The organism is Microcystis sp. LE19-131.1A (assembly GCF_027532015.1).
GTDB lineage: Bacteria > Cyanobacteriota > Cyanobacteriia > Cyanobacteriales > Microcystaceae > Microcystis > Microcystis ichthyoblabe_A.
Genome location: NZ_JAPZSS010000196.1, coordinates 1 through 7,000 on the forward strand (window position 1 = coordinate 1; position 7,000 = coordinate 7,000).

Annotated in this window: 7 protein-coding genes; 3 read left to right on the plus strand and 4 right to left on the minus strand. The window is 40.7% G+C overall.

Annotated features, from left to right (window positions below; translation table 11 throughout):
- Nucleotides 1-657 (minus strand): AAA family ATPase (locus O9323_RS15005; protein ID WP_288125362.1); only part of this gene is annotated, 657 nt, incomplete at its 3' end.
- Between the two features lie 361 nt (nt 658-1,018).
- Between O9323_RS15005 and O9323_RS15010 the strand changes: the two genes are divergently transcribed.
- A complete protein-coding gene (locus tag O9323_RS15010; protein WP_149107852.1) occupies nt 1,019-2,272 on the plus strand; it encodes a competence/damage-inducible protein A in 1,254 nt (417 codons plus the stop codon).
- A gap of 757 nt (nt 2,273-3,029) precedes the next feature.
- Here O9323_RS15010 and O9323_RS15015 read toward each other — a convergent pair.
- On the minus strand, nt 3,030-4,625 hold the full coding sequence (locus O9323_RS15015; RefSeq protein ID WP_288125363.1) for an Hsp70 family protein: 1,596 nt from the start codon (nt 4,623-4,625) through the stop codon (nt 3,030-3,032).
- A gap of 187 nt (nt 4,626-4,812) precedes the next feature.
- Here O9323_RS15015 and O9323_RS15020 point away from each other — a divergent pair, with 187 nt between their 5' ends.
- A complete protein-coding gene (locus O9323_RS15020; protein WP_002751139.1) occupies nt 4,813-5,412 on the plus strand; it encodes a Uma2 family endonuclease in 600 nt (199 codons plus the stop codon).
- 99 nt (nt 5,413-5,511) lie between these two features.
- A complete protein-coding gene (locus O9323_RS15025) occupies nt 5,512-5,979 on the plus strand; it encodes a DUF29 domain-containing protein (RefSeq protein WP_002751141.1) in 468 nt (155 codons plus the stop codon).
- A 77-nt stretch (nt 5,980-6,056) separates the two neighbouring features.
- Here O9323_RS15025 and O9323_RS15030 read toward each other — a convergent pair whose 3' ends face one another.
- Both O9323_RS15030 and O9323_RS15035 read right to left on the minus strand, forming a co-directional pair.
- Entirely contained in the window at nt 6,057-6,632 is a 576-nt protein-coding gene (locus O9323_RS15030; protein ID WP_288125364.1) for a Uma2 family endonuclease, read from the minus strand.
- A 26-nt stretch (nt 6,633-6,658) separates the two neighbouring features.
- A partial coding sequence (locus O9323_RS15035) for a Uma2 family endonuclease (protein WP_288125365.1) occupies nt 6,659-7,000 on the minus strand: 342 nt, incomplete at its 5' end.

A 7,000-nucleotide genomic window follows, 5' to 3' on the forward strand; every position in this document is an offset into this window, starting at 1 on the left:
TTCTCCCACTTCTGCAAGATTAAAATTTCGCATAGTCAGAGAAGCAACTTTTATATTAAAAGGACTGGATGTATTTAATCTATCACTACCACCAGATGCTACTTTATAATCTCTCACATCTCGTAAACCAATTAATCCTACTGATGAGGGAAAATTTTCAGGACGGTTAGGAAAACCATCTCTTAACTGTCGTAAAACTGATATTAATGTTTGGTCTTGTAAAGAGTCAATTTCATCTATAAATAATACTATGGGACGATTGATAGCTTTTGCCCAATCTGATAAAAAAGCCTTGATTCTGCTTCCTGCTTCTTCCTGTTGCCATTCTTTTACAGGTGGTTGCAATTCTTTAGGTAAGCGGATATTTATTGTATTATACCATGCCCCTAAAATTGCCAATTCTGCGGCAGTAGGATCATGATTAAATGCACTTCCTACTTCCACTGATACCATGACTGCGGCATAATTTCCTGTAGCAGTAAGTTGTTTTGCTAGGGCTAACATTGCGGTGGTTTTCCCCGTTTGTCGTGGTGCGTGAAGGACAAAGTAACTACGTTGTTGAATTAAATCCTCTAAATCTGGTAATCGCACTGTGGGAGAGAGCATATAGTGGATATCGTCCTTACAGGGACCGGCAATATTAAACCAGCGAGTCATAGAATTTTATTATTTAGTGGACATTTTAATTTTAGATGATTTTGGTGGGGTTTGTAATGGCAGGAAGGAAGAGGTGATGATCGGCAATACTTTGTTATGCTTGATTATGATCAATTATTGCTATATAGAGGAATCGTAGGCTGATTTTACGTTTGCTAATGGGTAGTGATACTAAATCTGGTTATTAAAAGTGGCATTTAATATACAAGACTTTGATTGTTGATAGCTTACTGGTATAATACTGGAGCGCACTGGTAGGGTTAACTTCCAGTACCATCGTTACCGAAACCCGATCAAACGATGGTGACAGGAGATCAGTTAATGATCAAAATTGAAAATCTTAAGCTAATTGTCAAAAATTATGGCCGCTGAAATTATTTGTGTAGGAACGGAATTATTATTAGGGGATATAGTTAATACTAACGCCCAATATTTAGCTCTAGAATTGGCAAAATTAGGCATTCCCCATTATTATCAAACGGTGGTGGGGGATAATGTAGAAAGACTGAAAAAAGCGATCGCTATTGCCCGAGAACGTTCCTCAATTTTAATTTTTACCGGGGGACTGGGACCTACTCCCGACGATTTAACCACAGAAACAATCGCCGATTTTTTCCAAACGCCCCTTAGAGAAGATAAAGAGATTTTAGCAGAAATCGAGGCTAAATTTACGAGTTTAGGGCGAGAAATGCCTCCTAGTAACAGTAAACAGGCTTTAATACCCGTGGGAGCCGATTTTTTGCCAAATCCGACCGGAACCGCCCCCGGCATGATCTGGCAACCAGAGACTAACGTAACTATTCTCACTTTCCCCGGAGTACCCTCAGAAATGAAGAGAATGTGGGTAGAAACGGCCATTCCTTACCTAAAAAGTCAAGGATGGGGCAAAGAGAGGATTTATAGTCGTTCTCTGAAATTTCGCGGTATCGGTGAGTCAGCTTTAGCGGAAAAAGTTGCCCATTTATTTGATCTGACTAATCCCACCGTTGCCCCCTATGCTGGTTTAGGCGAAGTGCGTTTGCGAATTGCGACGAAAGCCCCTTCTTTAGAGGCTGCTTTGCAGGTAATTGAACCGGTAGCGACGGAAATTAAGGAAATCGCCGGATTAGATTATTTTGGGGCCGATGATGATACTTTACCCTCGGTAGTGGGGGAAATGTTGCGGCGACAAAAACAAACTTTGAGTGTGGCAGAATCCTGTACCGGAGGGGGATTAGGGGAAATTATCACCCAAATCGCCGGTAGTTCCGATTATTTTTGGGGTGGGGTTATTTCCTACGATAATCGGGTAAAAGTTGCCCTCTTAGACGTAAATGAGCGGGATTTAAATAATTTCGGGGCTGTCAGTGCCATTGTTGCCCAACAGATGGCTCTAGGAGTGCAAAAACGCCTCGCTACCGATTGGGGGATCAGTATCACGGGTATTGCCGGACCGGGAGGTGGCAGCGAGACAAAACCCGTGGGCCTAGTTTATATCGGTTTAGCCGATCCTCGGCGAAATGTTACCGTATCAGAGCATCGTTTCGGAGAAAATCGATCTCGCTTGACTATTCGCCAGATTAGTGCCTATACCGCCCTCGATCGCCTACGACGGAACTTATTAACAATATCTTAAAAAAGAATTACCAAGAATATATACTCAGACTAAAAAGTTATGTTAAGCTTAATATAAGTACAAGATATAGATTCCCCCGTTCGTCAGATTGAACAGCCAAACGATAAAAATTAGTTAAAATTCTCTAGAATCAAGCTTTTGCGTGGCTGTTGCGGGGATCAATCGACGAAAACTCATAGCTAGTATCTCAAAGGAGCCATTTGGTCAATGGACTATTTAGATGAAGTGATAGAAAAATTGAGAGAATGGGCGCGCAAACTGGTCGAGAGTGTTTTTGGTCCGGAACCCGAACCCGAACCCGAACTAATCCCGATCCCCGTGCGCGATCACAGTCGATAAAGCCACCAGTAAAACAGAATATTGCGATAATATCAGTGCAAACTTACTATGAGTCTGCACTTGATTTTTAGGTGAATCCAAGTCTAGCTTAGAGCAGGCTGAATAAATCTAAAATTTAGACTTTTTGGAAATCAAAAAGTACCAGATATGGGAGTAAGCGGGGGTAAAATTCAGGTAATTTTTTCCTAAAAATTAGGTAGGGTTTGCTGAATAAATCTAAAAACCTTGTTAGATAAGGCTTTTAGACTTTTTTCCCTCAAAAAGTGTTGACCATTGGAGTGATCCGGGGTAAAATCCCTGGACTTTTTCCCTGAAAATTAGGTAACTGACTACCTCAAAATCGGTAAAACCCCACACCCCACACCCCACACCCCACACCCCACACCCTGCCCCCACGAGCAACTTTTTGCCGTAAACCCTAGCTTAATTTGGTGACAATTTGATTATTTAGTAACAATTCTTGACTGAGTAAATCTTCCACATTAATCCGCAGAAAACACTGATCATCAATCCAGAACTGCACTTTAATGCGATCTTTACCCCGGAAACCTAAAGGAGCGAGTTTAGCGATCGAACGGGCCCCCTCGCGATCATTTAAGGGTTGGACGCTAGTTTCTCCATTACTCAGGGAACGAGTAATTAATTTATCACCATCAAAATAAACCTCCATTGCTCCACTTTCTGTGCCTAATTCGCCGATAATTAACTCAATGCTGGGTTGATTGTCCACGGAAGCACCTAGGACTAATTCCACGGGTTTTTCCATGGGATAGGGTTGTCCAGAGTTAATAATTGGATGCCAAGCGTGGGCATTTTTGCGACGATTCCAGTAACGAATGCCGTAGCTATGATAGAGAAAATCTTTGACTTGATAACCTTGGGCTAATTGTAACGCTCCCAAAGCGATCGCTTCAAAGGGTCGATCCTCTTTAATTTTACTACTATCAAAATACTGTCGCACCCAATCTTTTACCGCCGGAATTTGTACAGTTCCCCCAACTAATAACACCGCATCGATGTCGCTAACTTCAATTCCATTGCGTCTTCCCTGTTGCAAAACTCCCGTCATTAAATCATCTAATTGATTAAAAAAGTTTTGTTGTTGGAGAATATCTCTCAATTGTTCTCGATCTAGGCTTAACTCGTAACTCTCGAAATTTTCCTGATCAAAATATACCTCCTCGGCGGTTAATTGGGAAGAAAGTTTAATTTTTAATCTTTCTGCTAGACGAGTAGTCAAGGAAGTTTTCGCTAAAGATTGCTTTTGGGCAAAATAATCGACAATCCAATCATCGATATCTGACCCCCCTAAATTTATCCCCGCCTTGGCTAAAACTCTGGCTAGTTTAGTTTTTTGGGCGGAATTATTGCCTAAAAGTTTTTCTCCCCACTTGAGAATAAAACCTTGATTTTTTTGAGGATTATCTAAATCTAATTGTACCAAAGAAAGATCGAGGGTGCCACCGCCAAAATCTACCACTAAAATCACTTGATCACCCGTGCTTCCATAACCCAAAGCGGCGGACGTGGGTTCATCAATTAGTCGAATTTGTTCGATTTCCCATCCCTGACAAACATTACTTAACCAATTGCGGTAACTTTCAAAACTATCGACGGGGACGGTTAAAACTAGAGATTGGGGGGTTTCCAGGGTGGTGTTTTTTAAGTTGTCGATGATGCTATCAAGAAACCATTGGCCAACTCCCTCGAAACTGAGGACAGTTTCCTCTAATTCCGGTAAAAATCCTTGAATTTTTGCCCCGATACCTCGTTTAAAGCGACGAAAAAAACGCGGATCTCGATCGATATCTAAACCCCGATCGCGCACTGCTTGACCGGCAATTACTTGCAGAGGATTGGCTGATTTAATATAGAGTAAACTGGGAATTAGGGGGGGATTGTCGGCTATTTGTTGGGATAACTCCGATAATTTCACGGTTTCGGCCCTATTTGTCGCCCCATTCCAACGAGTAATGACGGTATTACTGGTTCCGAAATCAATAGCGTAGAACACGATCGATGGTTTTTAGATAAATTTAGTTAATTACTGGCTATTGTAACCTGTTATTTAGTGAAACCGCCCGATTGAGGTGGAAGTTTCCCTAAAAAATCGGGAATTTGTTCAGCGCAAGCTAAAGAATTCTGTGCAGAAACTTGACCAATAATCTTTAATAGTATAAGTTGCACCTGATCAAAGGATTATGTTAGCAGTTACTACCTCACCCGAAACCCTCTCCTTAGAAATTCCTAGCGCGATCGCTCTCTCTATCACCCTTGAACAGTTTGAAGCCCTTGCGGAGGTCAACCGGGACTTAAAATTAGAACGTACAGCCCAAGGAGAATTAATCGTGAATCCCCCGACAGGTGGCGAATCAGGACAGCAAAATTTTCGTATAACAGGACAATTGTTTCGCTGGTGCGAAGAAAATGAAGCTTTAGGAGTCGGGTTTGACTCTTCCACTGGATTTATACTACCAAATGGGGCGATTCGTTCTCCCGATCTATCTTGGGTGAGTCGAGAACGCTGGGAATCTTTAACCCCTAAGCAGAAAAAGGGATTTATTCCCCTCTGTCCCGATTTTGTGGTGGAATTGCGCTCTGAATCCGATAGTCTTGACAAATTACAGAAAAAACTGCTTGAGTATAGGGAAAATGGCGCAAGGTTAGGCTGGTTAATCGATCCCCAGAATCGGCAAGTTGAAATTTATCGTCAAGGAAAGGAAGTAGATATCTTAGAAAATCCCACTGATTTATCGGGTGAAGATGTTTTACCCAATTTTAGCTTAAATTTAAAGCTCTGATGTTTTCGGGAGTAATCCTGCGATATTCTGCCAATGTTTTTGAGATCGGGGATTCGCTTCTAAATTATCTAAGAATTCTTTTTTCTAGGTCATCATCAAATGAGCATCGAAAAGTCTTTAGTCTCGTCAGGTAAAAGTCTTTATCAAGAAGATTTCTACCGATGGTTACAAGAAACCGCTAATTTACTCAAAGAACATCGTTTTGAAAAATTAGACTTAGAAAATTTGATCGAAGAAATTGAAACGATGGGAAGGAGTGAAAAACGAGAACTAGAAAGTCGCTTAACCGTCATTGCCGAACATCTGCTTAAATTGACTTACTGGCTAACTGAAAAGGAAGGAAATGCCCAAGGATGGCGCAGCACAGTTGTTGAACAACGCCGACAAGTTCAACGCTTATTAAAAGAGAGTCCAAGTCTGAGAAGATTGATTCCTGAAATCTGGATAGATTGTTACCAAGCAGCCAGAGAAGATACGGTTAGAAAGTATCAAATTTCTGCTGATTTATTCCCAATTGAATCACCCTTTGCCCTTGCAGAAATCCTTGATTCTGACTATCTTCCTTAAAAATGAAGTTTGGTATTTTATCGATGAAGACAATGCCTAACAAAGCCAAGCGTTAAACGGCAATCACTACCTCTGATTTACCAGATCAAAGTAAGATTTAAACTAAATTCTGGCAGAATACTTTCCCCCGATAAACTTTCTGGATTAGTTAAAATTTCTACTGTCTGTCCTTGACGATAAATTTCTACTTCTCTAGTTTTTCTATTGATTAACCAACCTAAACGAGTCCCATTATCTAAATATTCCTGCATTTTTTTTCTAGCGGTTTCTAGGCTATCACTAGGAGACATTAATTCAATGACAAAATCGGGAGATAGAGGTAAAAATCTTTCCTTTTGTTGCGGGGTTAAAGCTTGCCATTTTTCTAAGGGTATCCAAGCAGCATCGGGAGAGCGATCGGCCCCATTCGGTAGTTTAAACCCCGTGGAGGAATCAAAAACTACACCTAGTTTATGTAGGTTATTCCATAACCATAATTGGGCAGTGATTCCAGCGTTAGAATTACCAGTTTCTCCTCCGGTTGGTGGCATAATAATTAAATCTCCTTTAGCGCTGCGTTCCAAACGTAAATCTCGGTTATCCTGACAAAGTTGAAAAAACTGTTCATCGCTCAGTTGCCAAGATTCAAATTTAATTTCTACTACTGTCATCATAGATTCTCTTTTATAGGATTATAGAATTACCAAATATTATCAAGTTCTAAGACAAATTGAGATAAAATATTTTCCCCCGATAAACTCTCTGGATTAGTTAAAATTTCTACTGCCTGTCCTTGACGATAAATTTCTACTTCTCTAGTTTTTCTATTGATTAACCAACCCAAACGAGTCCCATTATCTAAATATTCCTGCATTTTTTTCCTAGCGGTTTCTATGTTGTCACTAGGAGACATTAATTCAATGACAAAATCGGGAGATAGAGGTAAAAATCTTTCCTTTTGTTGCGGGGTTAAAGCTTGCCATTTTTCTAAAGGTATCCAAGCAGCATCGGGAGAGCGATCGGCCCCATTCGGTAGTTTAAA